This window comes from Halomonas sp. M20 (assembly GCF_020622265.1).
GTDB lineage: Bacteria > Pseudomonadota > Gammaproteobacteria > Pseudomonadales > Halomonadaceae > Modicisalibacter.
On sequence record NZ_JACNMQ010000003.1, the window covers coordinates 17,665 to 43,590 of the forward strand.

Genomic DNA, 25,926 nt, shown 5'->3' on the forward strand with positions numbered 1-25,926 from the left:
TCCATTGATTAAAACGACGCTAGAAGACGGTTTCCAGCACCTCCTTCACATTGAGCCGTGCGTCCACCAGACATAGCCGCCGCCACTTATCGAACGTCAAACACGGATGAGAGGCGCCGAAGGCGACGATATCGCCCACCTGCACATCCTCCGCATCCTCCGGCAGACGAACGAAGGCGTGCTGATCCATCAGCTTGAACACCTCCCAGCCGGAGACCGTAAGCACTTCATCGCTTCGCTTGCCTTCGCGCCTATCCCCTTCTCGATAGCGCCGCAACGGCATGGGCAGCCGGTCACCGCCGATATCCCGCTTGCCCATGGCGACAATGGCAAGCCCGGGTTCGGGCAGCGACTGCACCTGAGCGAAGACCTCCAGTGCCGGGCGCAGCCCTTCCTGCAAGTCCGGTCGGCGCGAAAGCACGCCCTGTTGCGCCTCGTGGTAAAGGCCGTGGTCATGGACTACATAGCAGCCCGGGCGCAGCACCGGTGTGAACACTTCGCGCAGTTGAGCTTCATCGAACGCTTCGGCGATCAGGTCGTACCATGCCGAGCCGGAAGCGGTGATGATCGGGTCGCTCACCGCAATCAGACCGTCGCGATGCAGCATTTGAGCGATCTCGACCAACTGATTTGCATAATCACGAATACAACGCTCGGGATTATCACCATAAACCACACCTTCGTAACCCTCGATGCCTGCCAGTTGCAACGCAGGCTCACCGTCGATGACGCGGGCAAGTTCACTGACCTGCTCGGAATTGCGGCAGCCACAGCGCCCACCCATGACGCCAAGCTCGATCAGCACCTTGAGCGTGAGTCCGCGTTCAGCAAAAAAGCGCCCCAGCGCCTGAACGTTGGCCGTGCTATCCACCACACAGTAGAAATCCGCGCCCGCCTCGATCAGCTCGGCGACGATCGCCATATTGGCCGCGCCGATGAGCTGATTGGCCAGCAGCAAACGCTCGACCCCATGGGCGAAGGCCGCTTGGCACTGGGGTGCGGTGGCCAGGGTAACGCCCCAGGCGCCGGCGTCGAGCTGGCGCTTGAACAGCGTCGGGGTCATGGTGGTCTTGCCGTGCGGAGCGAACCGGGCATGGTGACTATCCGCAAAGCGCTGCATCCAGGCCAGGTTGTGTGCCAGTGGCGCCTCGAAAATCGCTGCCGCGGGCAGGCTGACCCCGGAGAGCAGCGACGCACCGGTCTGGGGCATGCCTTTTTCATTGACGCCCTGAAAAATAGTAGACACCTGCTTTCTCCCCGGTGGTTTTCATCCATGTCGCCGATAACAACACGCTTGCGACACGCGCTATCAATTTGGCGTAAATGCGTGCCAGTTTATTAAACTCCTCCCTTCATGACACGCATCAACTTCTGACGTTATTCGCTCGTCTAGTATGAACGAATTTTCCTCAGTCAGGAGTTCAGCATGGAGCTGGTCTGCCCGGCGGGTAATTTGCCCGCCCTGAAACGCGCCGTGGACGAAGGCGCGGACGCGGTCTATTTCGGTTTTCAGAACGCCACCAACGCTCGTCAGTTCGCCGGTCTCAACTTTACCGACAAACGCGCCCGGGAAGGCATTGCCTACGCTCACTCCCGCGGCAAGCGGGTGTTCTGCGCCATCAACACCTATCCTCAGCCCGCTGGTTGGTCCCAGTGGACGAAGGCCGTGGATCAGGCGGCAGATCTTGGCGTGGATGCCGTGATAATGGCGGATCTGGGTCTGCTCGACTACGCCGCCCGGCGCCACCCGGACCTGCCCCGCCATCTCTCCGTTCAGGGCTCCGCTACCAGCCACGAGGCGCTGCGCTTCTATCACGAGCATTTCGGCATCAAGCGCGCGGTGCTGCCGCGAGTGCTGTCCATGACCCAGGTACGTGACCTGGCCCGGCAGAGTCCGGTGGAACTCGAGGTCTTCGCCTTCGGCAGTTTGTGCATCATGGCGGAAGGACGCTGCTATTTATCCTCCTATCTGACCGGCGAATCGCCCAACACCCGAGGGGTATGTTCTCCCGCTTCCCATGTGCGCTGGGAAGAAACCCCTCGAGGGCTGGAATCACGCCTGGGCGGCGTGCTGATCGATCGCTACGGCGAAGGCGAGCGGGCGGGCTACCCGACCCTGTGCAAGGGGCGCTTCGAAGTGGACGGCGAAACCTATCACGCCATCGAGGAGCCCACCAGCCTCAATACCCTGGACCTGCTGCCAGAACTCAAGGCGCTAGGCATCAGCGCGGTGAAGATCGAGGGGCGGCAGCGTAGCCCCGCCTATGTGTCCAAGGTGGCGGGTATCTGGCGCCAGGCCCTGGACCGGCTCGACGGCAATCCCGAACGCTTCCAGCCCGACCCGAGCTGGCAGGTCGACCTTGGCGAACTCTCCGAAGGCGCCACCACTACCCTGGGCGCCTATGAACGCCGCTGGAAATAAGGAGATACTCATGCAACTGTCACTCGGCCCGATCCTGTTCTACTGGACCCGAGAGCACTACGCCGATTTCTATCGTGATGCCGCCGACTGGCCGGTGGAGATCGTCTATCTCGGCGAGACGGTCTGCTCCCGGCGCCGGGACATGAAACTCGACGACTGGCTGGGCATCGGTCGTGAGCTCACCCAAAGCGGCAAGCAGGTGGTGCTCTCGTCCCAGACGCTGATCGAATCCGAGGCCGATCTGCGCGGCCTGCGCAAGCTATGCGCCAACGGCGAGTTTGTGGTGGAAGCCAACGACCAGAGCGCCTTGCAGCTATTGATCGAGGCAAAACTGCCCTTCATCGCCGGCGCGTCGCTGAATCTCTACAACCCCGCGGCCATCAGCGTGCTGGCAAAAGCCGGCATGCAGCGCTGGAACGCTCCCGTGGAAATGCCCCGGGACGATCTCGCCACCCTGCTCGACGAGTGCGCCCGGGAAGGGCTCGACCAACCTTGCGAGGTGTTCGCCTACGGCCATCTGCCCCTGGCCTGGTCGGCGCGCTGCTTCACCGCCCGACGCCATCAGTATCCCAAGGACCGCTGCCAGTTCGTCTGCCAGCACTACCCCGAAGGGCTGGCCCTGCGCTCCCAGGAAGCCGAGGGCGTGTTCACCCTCAACGGCATCCAGACGATGTCCGGCGCCTGTCAGGATCTGCGCCGCGAAATCCCCGACATGCAGTCGATGGGCGTCGGCGTGGCGCGCCTGAGCCCGCGTGCCGCGAACATGGCGGAGGTCGTTCACGCCTTCGACCAGGCCCGGCGCGGCGAACTGCCCCTCGCCGACCCACTGGCGCTGGTGGAAGCCGAGATCTGCGACGGCTACTGGCACGGTCGGCCGGGCATGGATAATAGCCACGCAACGATCAGCTAAGGAAACACTGAATAAATGTCTGCATGGACGAATCGCTGCGTTGCGCGGTACTCGAAGACTTGCCTAACTCCATGTTATGTCTCGCCTTCTGCGTGCCGTGCGCCTTGCGCTTCATTCCATTCGCCGATTTATTCAGCGCTTCCCTAACGCAACATAGCGCCTCAATCTCGGCGCGTGAGGCGCTCAAGGCGTTCCAGCAAATCGCCAAGGCGACCCTGAGCCAGTCCCTCTTCAAGACCATCGAGTAGGTTCTTGACCATGAGGCCAAGCTCCGTGTCGCCTTCGATTATCAAGCGACGCTGGAAGAACAGGCTATCCGGATCTTCCCGGCGGGTAGCCAGGCACAGAAATTCACGCCAGCCGCCTCGGATGCAGGCCTCTCCCGCCCCCTCTACCAACACCAAGCGACGATGCCGATGGCTCAGCGTCAGGTTCACGCCCAGATCCTTGATACACAGAGACAGATGGCGCCCTTCCAACGCATCGAATTCTCCCTCCTCGAGGGGATCGGCAAAGACATGATTGAGCGGGGGCTCCACCAGGCGGCGCTTGACCGCCAGGGGAATACGCGGGTCGAGAGCGCGAATCAACCGCGCCGGAGAAGGAGGCAACAAGGACAACGATGGCAATGACATGACATATCCCGGGTTCTTGCTTGGTAGGAAAAGCTAGCTCGACAAAAAGCTGCCGCGTTACGCAAGCCTCATCCTAATGGCTGTCCCGAGCCGGAACCCTGACGTGCATCAAGTTAGGCCTGCAGGATCTTCATGGTATTGGTGCCGCCGTGGGCGTTCATGTGATCGCCCCGGGTCAGGATCACCTCGTCGCCCTGGCTAACCAACCCGTGCTTCTCGAGCAGTTCCAGCGCCCGGGCATCCAGTTCGTCGGCAGCCATTTCACTGGTATCGAAGGGCAGCGATACCACGCCGCGATACAAGGCCATGCGCCGCTGAGCGACGGGGTTATGAGCCAGGCCGACGATGGGCAGCCCCGAGCGAATCCGCGAGGCGATCAGCGGGGTGTAGCCGCTGGAGGTCATGCAGGCGATGGCCGCGACCCCGGTCAAGTGGTTGGCGGCGTACATGGCGGACAGCGCCACGGTCTCGTCGATGCGAGAGAAGCCTTCGTGGATGCGATGGCCGGATTCCTGGGCTGCACGCTCGCGCTCGGCCCCCAGGCACAGGCGCTGCATCGCCTCGATGGTTTCCACCGGATAGTCGCCGGCGGCAGTCTCGGCGGAAAGCATCACCGCGTCGGTGCCGTCGAGCACCGCGTTGGCGACATCGAAGACCTCGGCCCGAGTCGGCAGCGGCGAGGTAATCATCGACTCCATCATCTGGGTGGCGGTAATGACCGCCCGGTTGAGGGTCCTGGCGCGCTGGATGATGCGCTTCTGGATACCGATAAGCTGGGCATCGCCGATCTCCACGCCGAGATCGCCCCGGGCCACCATCACCGCCTCTGAAGCGCGGATGATGTCGTCCAGGGTCTGCTCATCCCCTACCGCTTCGGCGCGCTCGATCTTGGCTACCAGGCCTATATCCTTGCCATCTTCACCGAGCAGATCCCGTGCCAGCTGCATGTCCGCGGCGTTGCGGGGAAAAGAGACCGCCAGATAATCAACACCAATGTCGATGGCGGTCCTCAGGTCTTCTTTGTCCTTGTCGGTCAACGCCGCCGCCGAAAGCCCTCCACCCTGCTTGTTGATGCCCTTGTTGTTGGAGAGCTTGCCGCCGACTCGCACCGTGGTGTGCACTCGCGGGGCTTCGACCTTGTCCACCACCAGTTCCAGGCGACCGTCGTCGAGCAGCAGCACGTCTTTGGCACTGACATCCTCCGCCAGGGTCTTGTAATCGCAGCCCACCTGTTCGGCGGTACCGGCATCCCGTTCCAGGGACATGTCGATGACGAACGGCTGGCCCTCCTCGAGTTCCACCGCGCCGTCGGCAAAGCGTGCGATACGAATCTTGGGGCCTTGCAGATCGCCCAATGCCGCGACGGTACGGCCATGGCGCTCCGCAGCCTCGCGCACCGCCAGTAGACGCTTGCGATGATCCTCGGGGCTGCCGTGAGAGAAGTTCAGTCGCACCACGTCGACGCCGCCCTTGATCAAGGCGTCGAGTACACCCTCGCGGTCGCTGGCAGGCCCCAGAGTGGCGACGATCTTGGTGCGGCGGATAGGGGCGTGTGGCATCGGATTCATGAGTTCCTCGGTAGCACCAGAATGGCGCGAAAATCGTTGACGTTGGTACGGGTCGGGCCGGTCACGATCAGCTCATCGAGCATCTCAAAAAAGCTGTAGGCATCGTTGCGTGCAAGGTACTCCCCTGCCGTGAGCTCTCTTTCCTGGGCGCGCTGCCAGGTATCGGGGCCAATCAGGGCACCGGCGTTGTCTTCGGAGCCATCGATGCCATCGGTATCGATGGCAAGCGCGTAAATACCCTCGGCCCCGGCAAGTGCCTCATAAAGTCCCAGCAGGTACTCGACGTTACGACCGCCCCGGCCATCACCGTGTACGGTAACACTGGTCTCGCCGCCGGAGAGAATCAAGAGTGGATGTTTTGACTCATCTTGTGCCGTCAATGCCATCGCCGCATGTTCACTGCCCAGCTCTCGAGCCTCGCCTTCGAGATCATCGCCTAACAGACGCACCTCGATTCCGTCGCCCCTGCCCTGGTCGAGTGCGGCTCGAAGCGCATCCGCCGCCTTGGCCAGCACCACATGCTCATCGCGATTGAAGCCCGAATCGTTCTGATGCGGTGCGCTATGATCGCCGGACAGATGCCCACGCACACTGTCCGCAATTTCGATACCCCGCGCCTCGAGAATCGCCAGGGCATCGCCCGGAGTGGATTCATCCGGCAGTGTCGGGCCTGATGCGATCAGCGTCGGGTCGTCACCAGGCACGTCGGAGATCAGATAGGTCACCACCCGGGCCGGATGGGCAGCAGCAGCCAAGCGCCCACCCTTGATCGCCGACAAATGACGACGCACGGTGTTGATTTCGCGAATCGTCGCGCCACTGCGCAATAGTTCCTTCGAGAGCGCCTGCTTCTGGGTCAGGCCCAATCCCGGCGCCGGCAGGGTCATGAGCGCCGACCCCCCGCCGGAAACCAGCGAGATGACGAGATCATGCTCGGTCAGATCACTCACCGCCTCCAGCATGCGTTTGGCCGCCTGCTCGCCGAGTTCATCCGGCATGGGGTGCGAGGCTTCGAGTACCTCGATGCGCTGACAAGCCTCGCCATGCTCATAGCGGGTCACCACCAAGCCGGAGAGCTCAGCGTCAGGAGTTCTAGTCTGCCAGGCTTCTTCCAACGCCTTGGCCATGGCGGCTGAGGCCTTGCCTGCGCCTACGACCACGGTACGCCCCTTGGGCGGTTGCGGCAGCTGGTCCGGGAGCAGGTTGGCGGGATGCACGGCGGCAATCGCCGTATACGCGAGGCGCGTGAGCCAATCCCGCGCAGCATCACGATCGGCAAAGGAAACGTTGGCGCTCATGTCGCGACTCCTCAACAAGACATGCTCATGGAGCATGTAAATAACGAACAGCCTACAAAAAACCGGCGGACGCGCAATAGTCGCGGCCGCCGGTCATTGAAGCCCATGGATCGTTCGCGCCACTTATTGGCTGACCTCATGATCCGCTAGCTTCTCCAGCACCTTCAATATCCCCGAGTGGTCCCAGTCGGCGCCGTCGTTGGCCACGCAGGCCTGCAGCAGCTGCTGGGCGTTGGCGGTACCCGGCAACGCCAGGTTCAAGGTGCGGGCGCCTTCCAGGGCCAGGTTCAGGTCTTTCTGATGCAGCTTGACCTTGAAGCCTGGATCGAAATTGCGCTGGATCATGCGCTCGCCGTGCACATCGAGAATCTTCGACTGGGCCAGGCCACCAAGCAACGATTCGCGTACCTTGCTGACATCGGCGCCGGCTTTGGAGGCGAACAGTAAGCCTTCGGCAACGGCTTCGATAGTCAGGGCGACGACGATCTGGTTGGCCACCTTGCAGGTCTGGCCGGCACCATTCTCGCCGATCAGGGTAATGGTCTTGCCCATCACTTCGAGAATCGGCTTGGCCCGCTCGAAGGCATCCTGACTGGCGCCGACCATGATGGTGAGCGCAGCGTTGATGGCCCCACCTTCGCCACCGGACACCGGGGCATCGACGTAGTCGCCGCCGGCATCCTTGATGCGCTTGGCGAATTCCTGGGTAGGAATCGGCGCGATGGAGCTCATGTCGATGACCAGCGCGCCCCTCTGCAAGCCATGCACTACGCCATCCTCGGCGAAGAGTACGTGCTCCACGTCCGGGGTATCCGGCACCATGGTGATGATGATCTCGGACTGCTCGGCGACCGCCTTGGGATCGGCAAGCTCCTGCATGCCCTTGTCCGCCAGTTCGCTTGCCAAGGGCTTATCACGCTTGACGGTGACCAGCTCGTGGCCGGCGTCCAGCAGATGCCCCGCCATGGGGCGACCCATGATACCCAGTCCGATAAAACCGATCTTGCTCATATCGTTCTCCTACTGAATTATTGTGTCGCAGAACTCAACGGATGCCGTCGAGCCAGCCTAGCCCTTCCTTGGTACCGGCGGCAGGCTTGTACTCGCAGCCGATCCAGCCTGCGTAACCAAGACGGTCGAGATGGCCGAAGAGGAACGGATAGTTGATCTCGCCGCTGCCCGGCTCGTGACGACCGGGGTTGTCGGCAATCTGAATGTGGGCGATGCGGTCGAAGTGCTTTTCGATGGTGGGGGCGAGATCACCCTCCATGATCTGCATGTGATAGATGTCGTACTGCAGCTTCAGATTGTTCGAGTCCACCTCGTCGAACAGCGCCAGTGCCTGCTCGCTGTAGTTGAGGAAGAAGCCGGGAATGTCGCGAGTGTTGATCGGCTCGGCGATCAGCAGGATGCCCGCCTGCTCGAGCTTGTCCGCGGCAAAGCGCAGATTGTCCGCCAGGGTCTTGTGGGCATCCGCGTCGCTGACGCTCTCGGGCTTGATGCCCGCCAGGCAGTTGACCTGCTGGCAGCCCAGGATCTTGGCGTACTCGATGGCGGTGTCGACCCCACGGCGAAACTCCTCGACGCGATCGGGATGGCAGCCGATACCGCGCTCGCCGGCCCCCCAGTCCCCCGCGGGCAGATTGAACAACACCTGGGTCAGGCCGTTGTCGTCGAGGCGCTTTTTGATGTCCTCGGCAGCGTACTCATAGGGGAAAAGATATTCGACTCCCTTGAACCCCGCCTTGGCCGCGGCGTCGAATCGATCGAGGAACTCTTCCTCGGTGAACAGCATGCTGAGATTGGCAGCAAACTTGGGCATCTTGGTCTCCTTTTATAGTTTAGCTATCGAGTATCGTAGTCCGGCACCGGCTTGACCAGCGCCAGAGCGCTCGGGTCAGATCAGCGAGCCGATACAGGTCGGCGCATCGGTCACGTTTTCCGCCAATTCCTCGAACTCGGTGACACCGGCCAGATCGGTGCCCATGGAAATATTGGTCACTCGCTCGAGGATGACCTCCACCACCACCGGCACCTGATGCTCCTTCATCAGCTGCTGGGCCTGTTCGAAGGCGCCGGCGATCTCGTCGGGCTTGGTGACACGTAACGCCTTGCAGCCGAGCCCTTCCACGACCGAGACATGATCCACGCCGTATTCGGCAAGTTCGGCCTGTTCATCGGTGTAGTTGATGTTCTTGAACGAGAGCTGCACGCAGTAATCCATGTCGAAGCCGCGCTGGGCCTGGCGAATCAGCCCCAGATAGGAGTTGTTCACCAGCACGTGCAAATAGGGCAGCTTGAACTGGGCGCCCACCGCCAACTCCTCCACCATGAACTGAAAGTCGTAGTCGCCGGAGAGTGCCACGATATTGGCATCCGGATCGGCCCGGCGCACACCGAGCGCCGCCGGAATCGTCCAACCCAGCGGCCCGGCCTGGCCGCAGTTGATCCAGTGACGCGGCTGGTAAGTATGCAGGAACTGGGCGCCGGCGATTTGGGAAAGCCCGATGGTGCTTACGTAGCGGGTATTCTTGCCGAAGGCCTTGTTCATCTCTTCGTAGACGCGCTGAGGCTTGATCGGCACGTTGTCGAAATGGGTCTTGCGCATCATGGTGCGCCGCCGCTCCTGACAGGATTCGGCCCAGGCCGAGCGATCCTTGAGCTTGCCCGCCGCCTGCCACTCCTTGGCGATCTCGACGAACAGCTCAAGGGCCGCGCCGGCATCGGAGACGATGCCGTAATCCGGACAGAACACACGCCCGATCTGGGTCGGCTCGATATCCACATGGACGAACTTGCGCCCCTCGGTATAACTGGCGAGCTCGCCGGTATGCCGATTGGCCCAGCGATTGCCGATGCCCAGCACGAAATCCGAGGCCAGCATCGTCGCGTTGCCATAACGGTGCGAGGTCTGTAGCCCCACCATGCCCGCCATCAGCCGGTGATCGTCGGGGATCACGCCCCAGCCCATCAGGGTAGGAATGACCGGCACGCCAGTGATCTCGGCAAATTCAGTCAGCAGGTCGCTGGCATCCGCGTTGACGATGCCGCCCCCGGCCACCAGCAGCGGCTTGTCCGCCTCGTTGAGCATGGCCAGTGCCTTCTCGATCTGGGCGCGGGATGCGGAAGGCTTGTAGACCGCCAGCGGCTCGTAGGTATCGGGGTCGAACTCGATCTCGCTCAACTGCACGTCGATGGGTAAATCGAGCAAGACTGGTCCCGGGCGCGAGGAGCGCATCAGATGAAAAGCCTGCTGGAAGGCGCGCGGCACCTGGGCCGGCTCCATCACGGTGATTGCCCATTTGGTGACCGGGCCGGCAATGGCCTGGATGTCCACCGCCTGGAAGTCCTCCTTGTGCATGCGCGCCCGGGGCGCCTGACCGGTGATGCACAGGATCGGGATTGAGTCGCCGGTGGCGGAATAAAGACCGGTGATCATGTCGGTGCCCGCCGGCCCGGAGGTGCCGATGCACACCCCGATGTTGCCAGCCCTGGTGCGGGTGTAGCCCTCGGCCATATGCGAGGCGCCCTCGACGTGGCGGGCCAGCACATGATCGATACCGCCAACCTTGCGCATCGCGGCGTAGAACGGGTTGATGGCGGCGCCGGGCACGCCGAAGGCAACCTCGACACCTTCTTTCTTGAGGACGTGAACAGCGGCTTCTGCGGCGGTCATCTTGGCCATGACGGCTTCTCCTGAAGAGATATAGAAATTGTTGTTGTCTTCAAATTAGGCGTCGTCGGTCTACCTGTCAATATTTTGTGGAAAGCATTTCCACAAAATACATTATGAATTTTAAGATCATGTTAAAAATTAACCAATTAGCTGTTTTACTGACCTTTAAGCAAACATTCTCGCCTAAATAAACGATTTTAATGCTGACAATGCTTTGAAGACCATCCATAAAAAAGCCGGCGATATTATCGCCGGCTTGATGCAATGGAAAGATTATCCACTAATTCGTTCAACGTCCCCGATAGGCGGCGGACGCGTTCAGCTTGGGATGACGATTGACGTCCTTGTACAGCAGGTAGCGGAACGGCCCCGGCCCGCCGGCATAGCAAGCCTGAGGGCAGAAGGCGCGCAGCCACATGAAGTCGCCGGCTTCCACCTCGACCCAATCCTGATTCAGGTGATAAACCGCCTTGCCTTCGAGCACGTACAGCCCGTGCTCCATGATGTGAGTCTCATCGAAGGGTATGACGCCGCCGGGCTGAAAAGTGACGATGGTCACGTGCATGTCGTGACGCAGATCCTGAGGATCGACGAAACGGGTAGTGGCCCAGGCGCCATTGGTATCCGGCATTGCCGTCGGCTCGATGTCCTGCTCGTTGGTGACGAAGGCCTCCGGCGGATCGATACCTTCAACGTATTCATAGGCCTTGCGAATCCAGTGGAAACGCGCCGCCTCGTTGCCTTCGTTGCGCACCTGCCAGTCGCTTCCCGGTGGAATGAAGGCGTAGCCGCCGGGGTGCATGCGATGTTTTTCGCCGGACAGGGTCAGGGTCAGCTCGCCTTCTACCAGGAACAGCACCGCCTCGGCGCCGGTATCCGGCTCGGGCTTGTCGCTACCGCCACCGGGCTGTACTTCCATGATGTACTGGGAAAACGTCTCGGCGAAGCCGGAGAGCGGACGCGCCAGCACCCATAGCCGGGTCTTGTCCCAGAACGGCAGGAAGCTGGTGACGATATCGCGCATCACCCCTTTGGGGATCACCGCGTAGGCCTCGGTGAACACCGCACGATCCGCGGTCATTTGCGTCTGAGGTGGCAAGCCCCCTTTGGGGGCGTAGTAACTACGGGTGGTCATTGTGTTTCCTCGTATAAAGCCTGTTCACGACGCAGAATCATTCAAGCGTGACACGCAGATCGATGGGGTATTCGTCGCAGTTGTTGCCGTCGCCACCCCGATCCACCACCAGGAATTCGCCTTCGTGTTCCAGCACGGACTGAATGGCGTGCCAAGTGCCGGCATGATAATTCACCCCCTGGCGACCGTCGGTGACGAAGGCGCGCACCTCCGCCGGATCGATCTCCTCACCTCGTGGGGCCACCACGACGATGAAGCGCTCCTCGTGCAGGGGCATGAAGGCTTGGCTACCCTGGGGGTGGCGCTCGAGAAACGACAACTCCAGCGGTACTTGAATGGGCTGGCTGACGAAGATGCTCACTAGCGTCCGAGCGTTCTCGCCCAGGGTCTCGACGGTGGCAAGGTCGTGATGGCGCTGCGTCAGTCCTGAATTGATGGCAAACGAGTCCGAGGTGCGTGAATCGATCACCTCGCCGAAGGGCATGAACGCCTTGGGCGTCAGCGGCTCTGCCTTGAGTTCCAGCATGGTGTTCTCCTTTATTCAGGAAGCCGTTCGCGCTGGGTGATATTCCGCCCAGTGCCTGGCTATGTCCACACGCCGCGTGACCCACACCCGATCATGAGCCTCGATATGATCGAGGAAACGCTGCAATCCACGGAAGCGCCCGGGGCGGCCAATCAAGCGACAGTGCAAGCCGACAGAAAGCATCTTCGGCGCTTCTTCCCCTTCGGCATAAAGCACATCGAAGGCATCCCGCAGATAGGTATAGAACTGCTCACCGGTATTGAAGCCCTGGGGTGAAGCGAAGCGCATGTCGTTACTGTCCAGGGTGTAGGGCACCACCAGGTGCGGCGGCGCTTCGCCCTTGCTGTTCTTTTCCTTGGTCCAGAACGGCAAGTCGTCACCATAGTAGTCACTATCGTAGAGGAACGATCCTTCGTCGAGTACCAGGCGCCGGGTATTGGGGCTATCGCGACCGGTGTACCAGCCTAGCGGCTTCTCGCCGTACAGCTTTTGGAAGATGTCGATGGCCTTGCGCATGTGCTCGCGCTCGAGCTCTTCCGGCGTGTTCTGGTAATGAATCCAGCGATAGCCGTGGCAGGCGATCTCGTGGCCGAGTTCTTTAAAAGCCTGGGCCACATCGGGGTTGCGCTCCAGCGCCATGGCCACGCCAAACACCGTCAGCGGCAGGCCGCGGCGCTCGAACTCCTTGAGAATGCGCCATACCCCAGCCCGTGAACCATACTCATAGATCGATTCCATGCTCAGATGGCGGGCCGGATAGGCCTCGGCGCCGATGATCTCGGAAAGAAATTGCTCGGAGCCGCTGTCACCGTGAAGCACGCTATTCTCGCCGCCTTCCTCGTAGTTGAGGACGAACTGCACGGCGATCTTCGCTTTGCCGGGCCAGTTGGCGTGAGGCGGCGTGCGACCATAACCGATGAGATCGCGAGGATAATCGGCGTCATGTTTTGACAACATCGAACGGCTCCTTTTTATTTAATGTATACAATATAAAGCTAGTCTGTATTCACTTTTGTTTCAAGCTAATCGGGGTTTTCTCCGTGCAAAACCTACTTGCGCACACCTTGCCAGCCAGCTATTTTGTGTACAAAGACACAATTTGTACATGAACAAATTTAACCGCCCTTAGCTACCCGGTGAGAACGTTTCGATGCATATCCGAGTAATCAACCCTAATACCACCGCCACGATGACCGCCACCATCGATGCGGCGGCAAAGCGTATCGCCGCACCGGGTACTGAAATAAGCTCCACGAATCCTGCTAGCGGCCCGGTCTCCATCGAAAGCCACTTCGATGAAGCCATCAGTGCCGTTGGCGTCACGGAAGAGGTAATGAAGGGAGAGCAGGAGAAGGTCGATGCGTACATCATCGCCTGCTTCGGCGATCCAGGACTGCTCGCTGCCCGGGAGCTGACTCGGGCGCCGGTCATCGGCATCGCCGAGGCAGCCTTTCACATGGCAACCCTGATCAGCACGCGCTTTTCCATCGTCACTACTCTGGGGCGCACCGGCATCATCGCCGAACATTTGCTGGACATGTACGGCTTCAGCCACCACTGCCGCCGTGTGCGGGCAGCAGAAATTCCGGTGCTCGACCTGGAAGACGACAGCGACGCAGCCCTGACTCGCATCATCGACGAGTGCAAACGTGCCCGGGATGAAGACAACATCGGCGCCATCGTGCTGGGCTGCGGCGGCATGGCGGATCTCACCGGTCAGATCAGCGATGCGGTCGGCCTGCCCATCGTGGAAGGCGTGACCGCCGCGGTAAAGCTCTCCGAGGCGCTGGTCGGCTTGGGTCTGGGTACCAGCAAAGTCGGCGACCTGGCCTTTCCCCGGCCCAAGATGTTTACCGGTCAGTTCGAGCATCTGAGCGAGCAGCGCTTCGACTAAGTTTCGTGCCGATCGTTAAAGCCAAGCATTGCAGAAAGTTTATAAAGACAATCAACACTGCGAGAAAACAAACATGACGACCCCGACCTCCTCTTCAGGAGCGCACCCCGGCGCAACGAATACAACCACCTCCAAGGCGCCGGGCCAAGAATCCCTGGCGCCTCAAACCACCCGAATCATGGGGCGCTTCTCCTATCTGCTGGCCTGGTTCGGTGGTTGTGTGTCGATCGGCACCTTCGCCATGGGTTCAAGCGTTGTGGGTACGCTCAATCTGGTGCAGGCAACGCTCGCCATCGCCATCGGATGCTTCGTGATCGGCGTGGCGCTGACGCTGAACGGCGCCGCTGGCTACAAGTACGGCATCCCCTTCATGGTCCAGGCGCGCAGTGCCTTCGGCTTCAGCGGCACCCGCTTTCCGGGGCTGGTGCGAGCGGTGCCGGCCATCGTCTGGTACGGCTTTCAAAGCTGGATCGGCGCCGGCGCCTTGAATGCGGTGTCCGCCACCCTGTTCGGCTTCGACAATTTGATACTGTTCTTCATCGTCTTTCAGCTGTTGCAGATCGCCCTGTCGGTGCTGGGCTTTCAAGGCATCAAGTGGCTGGAGAATATCGGCAGCGGCTTCATCCTGGTGTCCTTGACCTACATGTTCTACAGCACGGTTGATCGTTACGGCGCAGAGATCTCCGCCAATCTGGTCAATATCGAAGGCACCTGGGGCATGCCCTTCTGGGGAGCCACCATGCTGTTCCTGGGCATCTACAGCACCATGATGCTCAACGTCAGCGACTATTCCCGGGAACTCAAGCACGGCGCCGGCCCGGGCTTTCTGACCACGCTGTATTCCATGTCGATTCTGCCCTGCACCCTGTTCATGGGGCTGATCGGCTTCATGGTCTCCGAGGCCACTGGGGTTGCCGACCCAATCAAAGTGTTTTCCAACGCAGTGGACAACACGCCGCTGCTGATGACGACCCTACTGTTCATCGCCTTCGCTCAGGTCACTACCAACGTGCTCAACAACGTGGTCCCGCCGACCTACGTGTTGATGGACGCCTTCAAGCTCAAATATCGCACCGCCACGATCATCGTTGGCTTCCTGGCCTTCGCCACCTTCCCTTGGGAGCTGGTCAAGGACGAGTCCGCCGCCGGCCTGCAGCTGTTCGTGCAGACCTACTCCGCCTTCCTCGGCCCGATCTTCGCGGTACTGGTGGTGGATTACTATCTGATCCGCCGTCGCACCCTGGACGTGGACAAGCTCTACGACGTCAACGGGCCTTATCGTGGCGTCAACTACGGCGCCATCATCGCCTCGCTGATAGGTGCCGCGGTGGCGCTGACTTTTTCCGCCGTTTCTTGGTACGCCAGCCTGATTCCTGCCGGGGTGATCTACTATCTATTGATGCGCCACTGGTCCGCTTGCCAGCGTTTTCGTGAGTGATCAAGGCCTTTCAAAGCAAAACCGAGATCAATAACCAACAAGACAGGTGCTTTCCATGCACGACGACGAACTGAAGATTACGCGACACGACCCCTCGCTCTATAACGAGGACCTGGCACCGATCCCTCATGGCAAGCGTAGCTGGGGCTGGTTCGAGATCTTCAATGTGTGGTCGAACGACATTCAGAGCTTGTTCGGCTACTCCCTGGCGGCGTCGCTATTCATCATCTACGGCTTGAACGGCTGGGCGGTGATGGCGGCGATCATTCTGGCCGGCTTCATAGTGATGGTGCTGGTCAACTTGAGCGGCAAACCCAGCGTCAAGTACGGCATCCCCTTTCCGGTGTTGGTGCGCGCCAGCATGGGGGTGCGCGGCGCCAACCTGCCGGCGCTGCTGCGGGCCATCGTGGGTATCTTCTGGTACGGCGTACAGACCTATTTCGCCTCTACCGCGGTGGCACTGCTGCTGACCGCGCTGTTCGGCGATCCCGGCGGCCAGTTCCTGGGGCTCTCCGCCATCGGCTGGCTTGCCTTCGTCATCGTCTGGCTGTTTCAGCTGGCAATCTTCTGGGCCGGTATCGAGCGTATCAAGCACTTCCTCAACTGGGCCGGACCGCTGGTTTACGTGGTCATGGTAGCGCTGATGATCATCGTCTGGTTCAAGGCCGGGGACGAACTATTGCCGGCGATCGATACCATCTTCAGCAGCAGCGGCGACTACGAAGGCAGCGACCTGAGCGCCTTCCTGGCGATCACCGGCACCATGATCGCCTACTTTGCTGCGGTGGTGATCAACTTCGGCGATTTCACCCGCTTCGTACGCAGCGAGCGCGAGATGAAGCTGGGCAATCTGCTGGGTCTGCCGCTCAACGTGGCGTTCTTCTCCTTCATTGCGCTGATCATCACCGCCGGCACCGTGGCACTGTTCGGCGATGCGCTGATCAACCCTTCGGAGATCATCGAGCGGGTCGATTCACTACCGCTAACCCTGATCGCCGCGATCACCTTCTTCGCCGCCACCGTGGGCATTAACCTGGTGGCCAACTTCATTCCCCCGGCCTACGACCTGGCCAATCTCTTCCCCAGCAAGATCAGCTTTCGCGTTGGAGGCCTGATCACGGCGATCATCGCCTTCTTCGTCGGCGCCCTATGGCTGGCGGTGATCAGTCGCATCGGCATCCCCGGCTTCGTGAATGTACTAGGCGCCGTCGTGGCGCCGTTCTACGGCATCATCGTGGTGGACTACTATCTGATCCGGCGTCAGAAACTGAACATTCAAGACATGTTCTCTTCCGAGCCCGGCAGCACCTACTACTATGACAACGGCTGGAACCGCAAGGCATTGATCGCCTTCGGGCTCGCTGCGCTGTTCTCTCTTTCATCGGTGTGGATACCCACGCTGGCGGCCCTGGACGGCTATGCCTGGTTGATCGGCGCGGGACTCGGTGGACTATTCTATTGGGGATTGATGGGCAAGGAACGCAAGCGCCTGGCCTATGCCTGATAGCTAACAAGGGCCTCGCCGACACTGTCGGCGGGGCTTTTTCTTTGGAGGGGGTGAGCAACATCGCCGATATTATCCAAAGGCTGCTCGATAAAAGCCCCATCCCTAGCGTAACCCTGACACGCTTCATCGACCTGGACGATTTGCGAGGCGACTCTATCTGCAAAATCTCATATGCTGTATTGCTGATTTCTGCAAAACGCGCCAGCACGCGAATTCTGCATAGGTTGCCAAAGCGTGCTTAATTTATATGAATATCAATATTTTATATTATTTTCAGGAAGAAAAATAAGAATATTAAACATGCCGACGTGTTCATCCAATATCTATGCGCACCACCCAATACCTGTTAGCTTAACAAGGAGAGAGTATGCCAATCGAATTAAATGAGACGTTAGTGATAGGAATTTCCGCTACCGCGCTTTTTGATTTATCTGAAGCCGACAGAGTATTTAAAGAAAAATATAAATCAGATCCCGATACAGCAATTGATGAGTATCGTAAGTATATGCTCGAAAAAGAGAATGACGAGCTTTCCGATGGCACGGGAATGCCGCTTATTAGATCATTGTTAAACTTAAATAGCCACCAACAAGAAAGCGAAAAAAACCCGATAGTTGAGGTAGTGGTTATTTCGCGAAATAGCCCTGAAACTGGCTTCAGAGTGCTTAAAGAGATTCGACGCAGAAGTTTGCCTATAACTCGCTCTGCATTTACTGCAGGAGAAAAAAGCTCAAGTTATCTTGACGCTTTTTATGTGGATTTGTTTTTAACTACAAGTGAAGATGACGCGCAGAAAGTGATAGATAGCGGAGTTTGTGCTGCTGCACTTGTAAAAGAACCACCGAAAAACAGCGAAAAATTAGATGAAAACCAAGTAAGATTTGCATTCGACGCAGACGCAGTCCTCTTCAGTGAAGCTAGCGAAATTGTTAACCAAACAGAAGGCTTAGAAACTTTTTGGAATACTGAAGATGAGGCGCAAGATGTGCCCCTTCAAGAAGGACCATATGCTAACTTGTTGAAAAAGTTGTCTAAGGTTCAAGAGAGATTGCCTGGCCGCATAGAATACTCACCTGTTAAACTAGCAATTATGACGGCTAGGAATAGTCCAGCTGAAATGAGAGTAATAAAAACTTTAAGAGCTTGGGATGTATATGTCGATCAGGCTTTTTTTCTAGGTGGCTTGCAAAAAAGTAGGTTTTTGAAAGCGTTCAAGCCACATATTTTCTTCGATGATCAAGACTCTCATCTTGACCCTGCTGCAGGAGACGTCCCTAGCGCGAAAGTTTTATATCCAAGTAACTCTCCTTTGAATGATCTTATTGCAAAGCGGAAAGCTAACAATTCAATGCAGCCGACCACTGACGCGACGGCTAATTGAGGCGTTATAGCGAAAAAACCGATTCGTGGCATCCGGTACCATCCGTGCCAAAGTTGACGAAGACACGAACGAGAAGGCTTCGCCACTGCAACGTAAACGGATTAGCGCTTACGCAGCAACCGCCAAGACCCCCCATGACCAATTAAGGCGAGAAGATATGATGCAGATCCGGCGCTTCGTTCTCCTCCTCGACGATGGAAAGCGAGGCTTCGATCGCCTTTAGATGGCGCCCCATGAAGGCCGTGGCGCGTTCCCCCTTGCCTGCCTCAAGAACGTCGATCAGTTCGTCGTGATCATGGGATTCGCACCCCAGATGGCCAGACGTGCCGTAAACGGCGAGGATCAACGAGGAGCGTGAGCATAGGTGCCCGATAAACTCGGCGATTACCGTATTGCCGGAAAGTCGTGCCAGCCGAGTGTGAAATTCTGCCGAAAGTTTGATGGCGACACTTTGCTCGCCGCTTTTTAACGCCTTGCGCTCCCGAGCGGCGAGTTCCCGCAGGACGCGGGCATCGGCGCTCGTCATGTGCCGGGCAACGTCCGCCATGATGCCGCATTCCACCAATTGGCGCGTGGCGAACACGTCCCGGGCTTCTTCCGCAGTGGGGCGCGTGACACTGGCGCCGCGTCTCGGGGTCAGCGTCACCAGATGCTCAAGAGCCAAGCGTTGCAGTATCTTGCGTATACCGGTACGGCTGACGCCGAACACATCGGCCAGAGCATCTTCCCGCAGGCGGGCACCGGGGCGCAGCCGGTGCTCGATGATGGCGTCACTGATGGTGTGGTAGATGGCATCGTGGCGCTCGGCGCCGTCACCATCCTTGCCCTTCTTGCGTCCACCGGCTCTGGCAGGTTTATGCTCGTGCATTACCTCCTGCTGGCTCATGGTTCTTCCTCGTTTGAGCAATCCCTGAACACCCATTGTATACGCTTTGATGGATGCCGGCAGTCGCTCGCCTCTTGGCTATCGATGGCGGCTATTTATAACGGCTCCGGCTCCCAGGCAGCGATCGTGGCGCGCTCTTCGTCGGTGATCTTGGTGATATTGCCCAGCGGCATGTAACCGCTCGCCACGACCTGCTTGACCATCTGCGCCTGTATCGTCGTGTGTCGCTCGCTATCCAATATGATGCCTGCCGGGGCCGCAGCAAAGCCTGCATGCGAGGGGTTCTTGGCGTGACACTGGACACAGCGGTCGGTCATGATGCTTTGAACCTGTGCAATATCGACATCCCCATTCGCAGACGACATTGCGGCGCTGCCGTTCGTCTCGATGTTGGCACTTGCCGATGCTTCAGGCGGACTGCTGGGTGCAGCCACCCAAACCGCGACCAGGATCAGAGCCACGCCGGCAGCGGGATAGGCGGGGCGGATATTGCCTTGATGCATGAGCACGAAGAACTGGCGAATCAGCGCACCGGCAAAGATGAACAGCGCCATGATGACCCAGGAGTAGGCATGGGTATACATGAACGAGTAGTGGTTGCTGAGCATCAACAAGACCACCGGCAGGGTGAAGTAGGTGTTATGCACCGAACGCTGCTTGCCGCGCTTGCCATCGATGGGATTGGGAGTCTCGCCGGCCTTCATGGCCTTGACCATGCGCCGCTGGCCGGGAATGATCCAGAAGAACACGTTGGCGGACATGGCGGTGGCCATTACCGCACCAGTCAACAGGAACGCCGCACGCCCAGCGAAGAGGTGTACGCTGATATAGGACACCACGACCATCATCACCGCCACCGCGATGCTCAATACGCCGTCGCGCTCCATGTTGGGGCTGATGCGCTTGCATAGCTCGTTGTAGATGACCCAGCCCAACAGCAAGAACAGCACCGCCGCCACATTGGCTTGCCAGCCGGTCATGTTGGCAGCCCACTCCCAACTACTGGACGGATTGATCAGATAGATGCTGGGGCTTGCCAGATACAGGAGCGCGAACAACGCGAAACCCGAAAGCCAGGTGGTGTAGGCCTTCCAGAACGACCAGTGCAGATCGTCCGGCAGTTTCGCCGGTGCGGTGGCGTACTTCTGGTTATGGTAGAAGCCTCCCCCATGCACGGCCCACATTTCTCCGAATACGCCTTTCTGCTTGTCTTCCGCCGCCCGAGGCGACTTCAGGCCGTTGTCCAGCATGACAAAATAGATGGATTCGCCGATCCAGGCGACGGCGGCGATGACATGTAGCCAACGCAGCAGCATGTTCCCGAATTCCAGTAGATAGGCTTCCATGGGTGAACTCTCATCGTATGTGGTTGTTATCGTTCGATCTGGGGAGGGTTGGCGCCATCAGCTACCGCGGTAGGTCGAATAGCTGTAGGGCGATAACAGTAGCGGCACGTGATAATGCTCATCGGGATTGGCAACACCGAAGCGCAACGGGATACGATCGAGAAAGCGCGGTTCGTCACCGGCTACCTGCTGGCTAGCCAGGTACTCGCCGGCATGGAACAAAAGCTCGTATTCTCCGGCGACGAGATCCGCGCCTTCGAGAATCGGCGCATCGCAGCGGCCGTCGTCATTGGTGGTGACTTCGCCCAATCGGGTACGCGAGTCACCTTCGAGGCGGAATATCTCGATCTTCAAACCGTTGCCTGGGCGTCCTAGGGCGGTGTCCAGCACGTGTGTCGTCAAGCGTCCCATAGAGTCGTGCTCCTGAAGCTGGGCTGAGAATGAAAAGAGCAGTAGGATAGACTTTCTACTCGTTGAATACAGTTTTAGCGCTTAAATAAATACATTTCAAAGTTTTTTTGTATACACTTTTATTCTACTTTGTCTTACAACAACATAGTGCCGTCTTATTTTCCATGATTCGTCATGACAAGAGGAACCATTCCATGACCACTGCACACCTCTCGCCTCGCCCTAGCACCCTGGATCGGGATACCTTCGTCGCCCAGTATGGCGATATCTATGAGCACTCTGCCTGGGTCGCCGAACAGACCTGGGACAAAGGCCTTGATGAAAAACAGGACACCCCCCAGGGGCTTGCCGAGGCCATGAGCAAGATTCTTGCCGGTGCCTCGGCCGAGCGCCAGCTGGAGGTGATTCGCGCCCACCCGGATCTCGCGGGAAAAGCCGCCGAGAGCGGCGAGCTGACCGCCGATTCGACCCGGGAACAAGCCGGTGCCGGGCTCGATCAGTGCTCCCCGGAGGAGTTCGAGCGTTTTCATCGCTACAACGAAGCCTACAAATCGCGCTTTGGTTTTCCCTTTATCATGGCGGTCAAGGGCAGCGATCGGCATAAGATTCTTGCCGCTTTCGAAACACGCCTTGAGCACTCTCCGGAGGAGGAGCGGCGTACCGCCATCGAGCAGATCAACCAGATCGCCCACTTTCGCCTGGAGGGTCGTACCACTGGTTAGTTTTCGATGATTGAATGATCAAGAAAACACAATGGAAACCCTTTCCAAAGTGGCGGACAGCCATGATGGGGACGTGTATGCTTGGACGTCATGGAACTCGCGGTGAGGAGAGCGAGCGTGACAGAAAGCAAGCGCAAGCCGGTGGGGCGGCCTGCCGGGTCCACCAATAAAGGTGGCGGTGGCCATAGCCAATCGCTGGTACGTGGATTGACGATTCTCGAGGGATTGGCAGCCACGCCCTCAGGATTGGGCCTTTCCGATATTGCTCAAATCGTGGGTCTGGCCCCCTCCACGACCCATCGGCTACTCCAGGCATTGTACAAGCAAGGGTTCATTACCCAGGACGCCGATCTAGGTTTATGGAAGATCGGCGTCAAGACGTTTCAGATCGGCAATACCTTTCTCGAAGCGCGGGACTACGTCGCCACGGCGCGCCCATTTCTGCGCCAATTGACCCAGGAAAGTGGTGAAACCGCCAATATGGGCATTCGCGACGAGGGCATGGCAGTGTTTCTTGCCCAGAGCGAATCGCCCCAGATGATGCGCATGATCACCCGGCTGGGTTCTCGCGCCCCGCTACACGCCTCGGGTGTCGGCAAGGCGCTGCTTGCCTGGCTGCCCGAACGCGAGATCGAACGCATTCTGCAGACCCGGGGCCTTAACCGGGTGACTGAGAACACCCTGGATACGCCTACCCGCTTGCATCAGGGCCTGGCGGAAATTCGCCGCCAAGGCTATGCCTGCGACCGCCAGGAGCATGCGATCGGGCTCAATTGCGTGGCTGCATCGATTCACGACGAGCATGGCGCGCCCCTGGCAGCCATTTCAGTCTCGGGGCCGGTGGCGCGCATTCCCGAATCGCGTCTTGTGGAGCTTGGCGGGCTGGTAGGCCGTGCCGCCCGGGAAATCACGCTACGGATCGGCGGTCGAGTGCCGCAGCTGGAAGAACCCGCCCGGGCCTGACGTCGTTCCATGAAAGCAGAAAACACGCAAGCTATTCCGTCAGCCGGGCAGCGTCCCGGGCAATTATGTCGCCGCTAGGGCAGAATTTACGGCACGCAGTGGTACTCGCTTCACTGCGCAAGGTTTGCCAGCAGCGACCAGGCTTGGTGCAGCCCCTACAGGTCTTGACGAGTGCCGCCAGGGTTTCGGGCCGAGTGTCATAATTTCCCGGTGTCAGTCCAAAGCGCCCGAGCATGGCAGGCAGCAATGTTCCGGCCGCATCGAAGCTAGGCAACTCACCCTGATCCAGAATGGTTTCGACAGCACACTCGAAATTGGCGTTCAGCGGCGCCTTGAGATCGCTGATCAGCTCATTGAGCATTACCGGTTCCAGCACCGCCATCTGATGCACGATGCCGGGCCCCTGCACATGCTCCGTGAAACTCTTACCGCCTTGTAAGACAGATTCTGATGATAGATGCCCCCGAGTGGTCATGACATACCTCCTGTTGTTGTTCAGAAGTATCGATGACCTGACGGATTACTCATTGACTCGTATCAATGTAATGTCAATTGTTCGCATTAAAGCGCACTTCTCCGCCTATTAGCGTTAATACACAGCGCCCATTCAACGGCTGATTCAATAGCGGCGTATTGAGTCCCGCGGAGTGGAGCGTGGTTTCATCCGGCGTCCAGCGACGCGCCAGATCGAAGACGGCCAACTCGGCCAGCGCACCCGGTCCAAGCGCTTCCGATTTCAGCCCCAGTACCCGCGTCGGACCGGCACTCAGGCAGTTTACTAGCGTTGTCGCATCGAAAATCTCTTCCTCGACCAGCGCCCACCCCATGGCCCAGGTGGTCTCCAGGGTGCTCATGCCCGGCTCCGAGGCCGCAAAAGGGGCCATCTTGGCCGCCTGTTCGTGGGGTAGATGGCCGCTGACGATGGCATCGATCACACCCCGCGTTACGCCGTCGCGCAGGGCATCACGATCCGCCAAGGTGCGCAGCGGTGGTTGCAGATGAAACAGCGTATCGAAGCCCTCCAGCGCCGCATCGCTCCAATGCAGATGCGCCATGGACACATCGCAGGTCACCGGCAGTCCACGCTGCTTGGCCTCTTCGATCAACGCGACGCTTCGCGCACAGGAAAGATGGGCCGCATGGGCGCGCACGCCGGTTTGCTCGATCAGCAGCAACCACTGGGCCAACGCCGTGGTTTCGGCGGTGGCGGGAACACCGGGCAACCCCAGGCGCGAGGCCACACTGCCCTCGTGGGCGCATCCACCCGCCGCCAGCGCCGCGTCCTCAGGGTGAAAGATCACCGGGATGTCGAAGGTCGCGGCATATTCAAGGCACCGGCGCAGCACTCGCGTATCCGCCAGCGGTCGGCGTAAATTGGTCAAAGCCACGCAACCCGCGCTCTTGAGCCCCGCCATGTTGGCCAGTAACTGGCCTTCCAACCCTTGGGTCAGCGCCCCCAACGGTATTAGACGTACCCCATCGACCTCGTCGGCACGATCGCACAGGGTGCGCACATGGGCGGCACTGTCGAGTATCGGGCTGGTGTCCGGGCGTGGTGCGATGCGGGTGTAGCCACCTGCTAAAGCCGCAGCGGATTCGCTCTCGAGGCTACCTTTGTAGCGCGGGCCCGGCTCGCGCAGATGAGCGCCAATATCGACAAGCCCTGGGGTGATGATGCAGCCACTGACATCGTGGCGTGACAGCTTCGCTGCATCCGAGTGGTCAGGCGCGGCGATCCGTCCTTCCAAGATGGCCAGATCGGCCCGCGCATCCAGGCCGCGTAAAGGATCGATCAAACGAGCACCGGTAAGAATAAAGGAGGCAGGGGCAGCGGGACTATCGGCACTCATGGCGGCTCTCTATCGGCGGTGACTGGGTTATTCGGCTTCACTTTCGCGAGGCCGGCCACAGTATAGCGCAGCTATCTTGTCATGAATCCGTGGCTATCCTTGCATCAAGATGATCAAGCAATAGGGATAACCTCTGCAAACTTTCGTTACCGGAAGTACACAGAGACTTTCTATTAGCATGCTACTTTTAAAAAGGGAGGAGAGAAATTCCATGGCCAGAAAAGAAGAGGGGCTAAAGGGCAATACCGAACAGAAGCGAACAGACGAGGAGCGCCATACCGCTCTGGTATTGCAGGGTGGCGGCGCCTTGGGCGCCTATCAGGCCGGCGCCTATGAAGCATTGATCGAAAATGGCTACACCCCGAATTGGGTAGCAGGCATTTCCATCGGTAGCATCAATGCGGCCATTATTGCCGGCAATCCGCCGAGCGAACGTATTGAAAAGCTACGCACCTTCTGGGAAAAGATTACGGCGACCCTGAATCTGTCGGCACCGAGCGGGGATTTTCCCCGTGGGTTATTCAATGCCTACAACGCCTGGGCCGTGATGGTTCTTGGCGCTTCCTCGTTCTTCAAGCCTCGCTTTCCTCAACCGCTCTTGCAATTCAGCGGCGCGCAAGGCGCTACCAGTTTCTACGATACCTCACCGCTGCGCGACACCTTGGAAGCCCTGGTCGATTTCGACCGTATCCAGGCCGGGGAAACCCGTTTGTCTCTAGGGGCGGTCAATATCGAAACGGGCAATTTCGTCTACTTCGACAATACTCGGCACCGTATTGGCCCTGAGCACGTCATGGCCAGCGGCGCTCTGCCTCCGGCGTTGCCACCAGTAGAGATAGACGGCGAGTTCTACTGGGATGGGGGCCTGGTCTCGAATACGCCGCTCAGTCATGTGCTGCACCAGTCCAGGGACCGGGACATACTGATATTCCAGATCGATCTGTGGAATGCCCGGGGCAGCGTTCCGCGCAATCTGCTGGAAGTACAGGACAGACAAAAAGAGATCATCTACTCGAGCCGAACCCGGACGGTGACCGATGTCTATCGGCGCGAACTCGAATTACGCCGAGCCATCGCCACGATTTCAGAGCATTTGCCCGAGGGCGTGCGTCGGGATCCGGCGCTACGAGACTATCTTGCGCTGGGTGAACGCCGCGATGTGGATATCGTGCATCTGGTCTACAAGCGCAAGCGCTATGAATCACAGGCCAAGGACTTCCAGTTTTCGCGCGTCTCCATGGAGGAGCATTGGCAGGACGGTTATCAGGATGTGACTCGCGAAATGAGTATGCCCGGCTGGCTTGAGCCAAACGAGAGGGACGGGAAAATTCGGGTCTTCGATCCCTATTGATCAACAC

The 25,926-nt window shown here is 59.1% G+C and carries 24 protein-coding genes; 9 read left to right on the forward strand and 15 right to left on the reverse strand.

The genetic code is table 11. From position 1 onward, the window contains the following. Positions 1-19: 19 nt before the first annotated feature. The gene (locus H7850_RS08970; protein WP_227369635.1) at positions 20-1,210 is read right to left on the reverse strand and encodes an amino acid deaminase; all 1,191 of its coding nucleotides are present in this window, start codon (positions 1,208-1,210) and stop codon (positions 20-22) included. Positions 1,211-1,426: 216 nt separating this feature from the next. Between H7850_RS08970 and ubiU the strand changes: the two genes are divergently transcribed. Beyond that, on the forward strand, positions 1,427-2,422 hold the full coding sequence (gene ubiU / locus H7850_RS08975) for a ubiquinone anaerobic biosynthesis protein UbiU (RefSeq protein ID WP_227369198.1): 996 nt from the start codon (positions 1,427-1,429) through the stop codon (positions 2,420-2,422). A gap of 10 nt (positions 2,423-2,432) precedes the next feature. Then, complete coding sequence (locus H7850_RS08980) at positions 2,433-3,332, forward strand: U32 family peptidase (RefSeq protein WP_227369199.1); 900 nt, start codon at positions 2,433-2,435, stop codon at positions 3,330-3,332. A gap of 161 nt (positions 3,333-3,493) precedes the next feature. Here the strand turns inward: H7850_RS08980 and ubiT are convergent, their stop codons facing one another. The 9 genes from ubiT to puuE form a co-directional block, all read right to left on the reverse strand. Beyond that, a complete protein-coding gene (gene ubiT, locus H7850_RS08985; protein WP_227369200.1) occupies positions 3,494-3,967 on the reverse strand; it encodes a ubiquinone anaerobic biosynthesis accessory factor UbiT in 474 nt (157 codons plus the stop codon). 113 nt (positions 3,968-4,080) lie between these two features. After that, positions 4,081-5,535 carry a pyruvate kinase gene (gene pyk, locus H7850_RS08990; protein WP_227369201.1) on the reverse strand — a complete coding sequence of 485 codons (1,455 nt, stop codon included), beginning with the start codon at positions 5,533-5,535 and terminating at the stop codon, positions 4,081-4,083. After that, positions 5,532-6,833: a glycerate kinase gene (locus tag H7850_RS08995; RefSeq protein WP_227369202.1), complete on the reverse strand. Its 1,302-nt coding sequence runs from the start codon at positions 6,831-6,833 to the stop codon at positions 5,532-5,534. The genes pyk and H7850_RS08995 overlap by 4 nt, the downstream gene beginning before the upstream one ends. 123 nt (positions 6,834-6,956) lie before the next feature. Then, entirely contained in the window at positions 6,957-7,844 is an 888-nt protein-coding gene (locus H7850_RS09000) for a 2-hydroxy-3-oxopropionate reductase (protein WP_227369203.1), read from the reverse strand. A gap of 34 nt (positions 7,845-7,878) precedes the next feature. Continuing rightward, positions 7,879-8,655, reverse strand: a complete 777-nt coding sequence (gene hyi / locus H7850_RS09005) for a hydroxypyruvate isomerase (protein WP_227369204.1) — start codon at positions 8,653-8,655, stop codon at positions 7,879-7,881. Positions 8,656-8,730: 75 nt separating this feature from the next. Further along, positions 8,731-10,518, reverse strand: coding sequence for a glyoxylate carboligase (gene gcl / locus H7850_RS09010; RefSeq protein ID WP_227369205.1), 1,788 nt, complete (start codon positions 10,516-10,518; stop codon positions 8,731-8,733). Positions 10,519-10,798: 280 nt separating this feature from the next. After that, positions 10,799-11,644 carry a bifunctional allantoicase/(S)-ureidoglycine aminohydrolase gene (locus H7850_RS09015; protein WP_227369206.1) on the reverse strand — a complete coding sequence of 282 codons (846 nt, stop codon included), beginning with the start codon at positions 11,642-11,644 and terminating at the stop codon, positions 10,799-10,801. Positions 11,645-11,681: 37 nt separating this feature from the next. After that, positions 11,682-12,170 carry an ureidoglycolate lyase gene (locus H7850_RS09020; protein ID WP_227369207.1) on the reverse strand — a complete coding sequence of 163 codons (489 nt, stop codon included), beginning with the start codon at positions 12,168-12,170 and terminating at the stop codon, positions 11,682-11,684. Positions 12,171-12,185: 15 nt separating this feature from the next. Further along, the gene (gene puuE, locus H7850_RS09025; RefSeq protein WP_227369208.1) at positions 12,186-13,127 is read right to left on the reverse strand and encodes an allantoinase PuuE; all 942 of its coding nucleotides are present in this window, start codon (positions 13,125-13,127) and stop codon (positions 12,186-12,188) included. A gap of 193 nt (positions 13,128-13,320) precedes the next feature. Here puuE and H7850_RS09030 point away from each other — a divergent pair, with 193 nt between their 5' ends. The 4 genes from H7850_RS09030 to H7850_RS09045 all read left to right on the forward strand — a co-directional run bounded on the left by H7850_RS09030 (position 13,321) and on the right by H7850_RS09045 (position 18,390). Next, a complete protein-coding gene (locus tag H7850_RS09030; RefSeq protein WP_227369209.1) occupies positions 13,321-14,064 on the forward strand; it encodes an aspartate/glutamate racemase family protein in 744 nt (247 codons plus the stop codon). Positions 14,065-14,137: 73 nt separating this feature from the next. Next, positions 14,138-15,502, forward strand: a complete 1,365-nt coding sequence (locus tag H7850_RS09035; RefSeq protein ID WP_227369210.1) for an NCS1 family transporter — start codon at positions 14,138-14,140, stop codon at positions 15,500-15,502. Positions 15,503-15,557: 55 nt separating this feature from the next. Next, positions 15,558-17,006 carry an NCS1 family nucleobase:cation symporter-1 gene (locus tag H7850_RS09040; protein WP_227369211.1) on the forward strand — a complete coding sequence of 483 codons (1,449 nt, stop codon included), beginning with the start codon at positions 15,558-15,560 and terminating at the stop codon, positions 17,004-17,006. A gap of 370 nt (positions 17,007-17,376) precedes the next feature. Continuing rightward, the gene (locus H7850_RS09045) at positions 17,377-18,390 is read left to right on the forward strand and encodes a 5'-nucleotidase (protein ID WP_227369212.1); all 1,014 of its coding nucleotides are present in this window, start codon (positions 17,377-17,379) and stop codon (positions 18,388-18,390) included. A 142-nt stretch (positions 18,391-18,532) separates the two neighbouring features. On the opposite strand, the gene H7850_RS09050 is transcribed toward H7850_RS09045, so the two are convergent. The 3 genes from H7850_RS09050 to uraH all read right to left on the reverse strand — a co-directional run bounded on the left by H7850_RS09050 (position 18,533) and on the right by uraH (position 21,033). After that, entirely contained in the window at positions 18,533-19,276 is a 744-nt protein-coding gene (locus H7850_RS09050; RefSeq protein WP_413614149.1) for a GntR family transcriptional regulator, read from the reverse strand. Positions 19,277-19,371: 95 nt separating this feature from the next. Beyond that, positions 19,372-20,622, reverse strand: coding sequence for a urate hydroxylase PuuD (locus H7850_RS09055; RefSeq protein ID WP_227369213.1), 1,251 nt, complete (start codon positions 20,620-20,622; stop codon positions 19,372-19,374). 57 nt (positions 20,623-20,679) lie between these two features. Beyond that, positions 20,680-21,033, reverse strand: a complete 354-nt coding sequence (gene uraH / locus H7850_RS09060) for a hydroxyisourate hydrolase (RefSeq protein ID WP_227369214.1) — start codon at positions 21,031-21,033, stop codon at positions 20,680-20,682. Positions 21,034-21,227: 194 nt separating this feature from the next. On the opposite strand from uraH, the gene uraD reads away from it, so the two are divergent. Both uraD and H7850_RS09070 read left to right on the forward strand, forming a co-directional pair. Beyond that, positions 21,228-21,755 carry a 2-oxo-4-hydroxy-4-carboxy-5-ureidoimidazoline decarboxylase gene (uraD, locus tag H7850_RS09065; protein WP_227369215.1) on the forward strand — a complete coding sequence of 176 codons (528 nt, stop codon included), beginning with the start codon at positions 21,228-21,230 and terminating at the stop codon, positions 21,753-21,755. A gap of 117 nt (positions 21,756-21,872) precedes the next feature. Continuing rightward, positions 21,873-22,718: an IclR family transcriptional regulator C-terminal domain-containing protein gene (locus H7850_RS09070; protein WP_227369216.1), complete on the forward strand. Its 846-nt coding sequence runs from the start codon at positions 21,873-21,875 to the stop codon at positions 22,716-22,718. A gap of 31 nt (positions 22,719-22,749) precedes the next feature. Here the strand turns inward: H7850_RS09070 and H7850_RS09075 are convergent, their stop codons facing one another. Both H7850_RS09075 and H7850_RS09080 read right to left on the reverse strand, forming a co-directional pair. Beyond that, positions 22,750-23,193, reverse strand: coding sequence for a hypothetical protein (locus H7850_RS09075; RefSeq protein WP_227369217.1), 444 nt, complete (start codon positions 23,191-23,193; stop codon positions 22,750-22,752). Between the two features lie 73 nt (positions 23,194-23,266). Then, positions 23,267-24,568: a dihydroorotase gene (locus H7850_RS09080; protein ID WP_227369218.1), complete on the reverse strand. Its 1,302-nt coding sequence runs from the start codon at positions 24,566-24,568 to the stop codon at positions 23,267-23,269. Positions 24,569-24,779: 211 nt separating this feature from the next. Here H7850_RS09080 and H7850_RS09085 point away from each other — a divergent pair, with 211 nt between their 5' ends. Continuing rightward, entirely contained in the window at positions 24,780-25,919 is a 1,140-nt protein-coding gene (locus tag H7850_RS09085; protein WP_227369219.1) for a patatin-like phospholipase family protein, read from the forward strand. The last annotated feature ends 7 nt before the right edge of the window (positions 25,920-25,926 follow it).

Excerpts from the sequence above, each read along its gene's own strand:
- gcl (WP_227369205.1), bottom strand. The coding sequence starts at position 10,518 with ATGGCCAAGATGACCGCCGCAGAAGCCGCTGTTCACGTCCTCAAGAAA.
- H7850_RS09045 (WP_227369212.1), top strand. The coding sequence starts at position 17,377 with ATGCCAATCGAATTAAATGAGACGTTAGTGATAGGAATTTCCGCTACC.
- H7850_RS09055 (WP_227369213.1), bottom strand. The coding sequence starts at position 20,622 with ATGGAAGCCTATCTACTGGAATTCGGGAACATGCTGCTGCGTTGGCTA.
- H7850_RS08970 (WP_227369635.1), bottom strand. The coding sequence starts at position 1,210 with ATGCCCCAGACCGGTGCGTCGCTGCTCTCCGGGGTCAGCCTGCCCGCG.
- H7850_RS09075 (WP_227369217.1), bottom strand. The coding sequence starts at position 23,193 with ATGACCACTCGGGGGCATCTATCATCAGAATCTGTCTTACAAGGCGGT.
- H7850_RS08980 (WP_227369199.1), top strand. The coding sequence starts at position 2,433 with ATGCAACTGTCACTCGGCCCGATCCTGTTCTACTGGACCCGAGAGCAC.
- uraD (WP_227369215.1), top strand. The coding sequence starts at position 21,228 with ATGACCACTGCACACCTCTCGCCTCGCCCTAGCACCCTGGATCGGGAT.
- uraH (WP_227369214.1), bottom strand. The coding sequence starts at position 21,033 with ATGGGACGCTTGACGACACACGTGCTGGACACCGCCCTAGGACGCCCA.
- H7850_RS09080 (WP_227369218.1), bottom strand. The coding sequence starts at position 24,568 with ATGAGTGCCGATAGTCCCGCTGCCCCTGCCTCCTTTATTCTTACCGGT.
- pyk (WP_227369201.1), bottom strand. The coding sequence starts at position 5,535 with ATGAATCCGATGCCACACGCCCCTATCCGCCGCACCAAGATCGTCGCC.
- hyi (WP_227369204.1), bottom strand. The coding sequence starts at position 8,655 with ATGCCCAAGTTTGCTGCCAATCTCAGCATGCTGTTCACCGAGGAAGAG.
- ubiT (WP_227369200.1), bottom strand. The coding sequence starts at position 3,967 with ATGTCATTGCCATCGTTGTCCTTGTTGCCTCCTTCTCCGGCGCGGTTG.
- H7850_RS09000 (WP_227369203.1), bottom strand. The coding sequence starts at position 7,844 with ATGAGCAAGATCGGTTTTATCGGACTGGGTATCATGGGTCGCCCCATG.
- H7850_RS08995 (WP_227369202.1), bottom strand. The coding sequence starts at position 6,833 with ATGAGCGCCAACGTTTCCTTTGCCGATCGTGATGCTGCGCGGGATTGG.
- puuE (WP_227369208.1), bottom strand. The coding sequence starts at position 13,127 with ATGTTGTCAAAACATGACGCCGATTATCCTCGCGATCTCATCGGTTAT.
- H7850_RS09040 (WP_227369211.1), top strand. The coding sequence starts at position 15,558 with ATGCACGACGACGAACTGAAGATTACGCGACACGACCCCTCGCTCTAT.
- H7850_RS09030 (WP_227369209.1), top strand. The coding sequence starts at position 13,321 with ATGCATATCCGAGTAATCAACCCTAATACCACCGCCACGATGACCGCC.
- H7850_RS09050 (WP_413614149.1), bottom strand. The coding sequence starts at position 19,276 with ATGAGCCAGCAGGAGGTAATGCACGAGCATAAACCTGCCAGAGCCGGT.
- H7850_RS09085 (WP_227369219.1), top strand. The coding sequence starts at position 24,780 with ATGGCCAGAAAAGAAGAGGGGCTAAAGGGCAATACCGAACAGAAGCGA.
- ubiU (WP_227369198.1), top strand. The coding sequence starts at position 1,427 with ATGGAGCTGGTCTGCCCGGCGGGTAATTTGCCCGCCCTGAAACGCGCC.
- H7850_RS09035 (WP_227369210.1), top strand. The coding sequence starts at position 14,138 with ATGACGACCCCGACCTCCTCTTCAGGAGCGCACCCCGGCGCAACGAAT.
- H7850_RS09020 (WP_227369207.1), bottom strand. The coding sequence starts at position 12,170 with ATGCTGGAACTCAAGGCAGAGCCGCTGACGCCCAAGGCGTTCATGCCC.
- H7850_RS09015 (WP_227369206.1), bottom strand. The coding sequence starts at position 11,644 with ATGACCACCCGTAGTTACTACGCCCCCAAAGGGGGCTTGCCACCTCAG.